General features: G+C 49.4%; 1 rRNA gene. It reads right to left on the bottom strand.

What is annotated here, in order from left to right:
• Positions 1-265 (bottom strand): 16S ribosomal RNA (locus tag QSV46_RS40000); the annotation flags it as partial.

The raw sequence follows: 265 nt of genomic DNA, 5'->3' as shown, positions 1-265 counted from the left end.
TATCTAATCCTGTTTGATCCCCACGCTTTCGCACATCAGCGTCAGTTACAGACCAGAAAGTCGCCTTCGCCACTGGTGTTCCTCCATATCTCTGCGCATTTCACCGCTAAACATGGAATTCCACATTCCTCTTCTGTACTCAAGTTTCCCAGTTTCCAATGACCCTCCACGGTTGAGCCGTGGGCTTTCACATCAGACTTAAGAAACCGCCTACGCGCGCTTTACGCCCAATAATTCCGGATAACGCTTGCCACCTACGTATTAC

This window comes from Bradyrhizobium cosmicum, from assembly GCF_032290525.1.
GTDB classification, from domain to species: domain Bacteria; phylum Pseudomonadota; class Alphaproteobacteria; order Rhizobiales; family Xanthobacteraceae; genus Bradyrhizobium; species Bradyrhizobium cosmicum_A.
The sequence above is the reverse complement of the archived record's forward strand: the minus strand, read 5'-3'. Positions and strand labels throughout refer to the sequence as shown.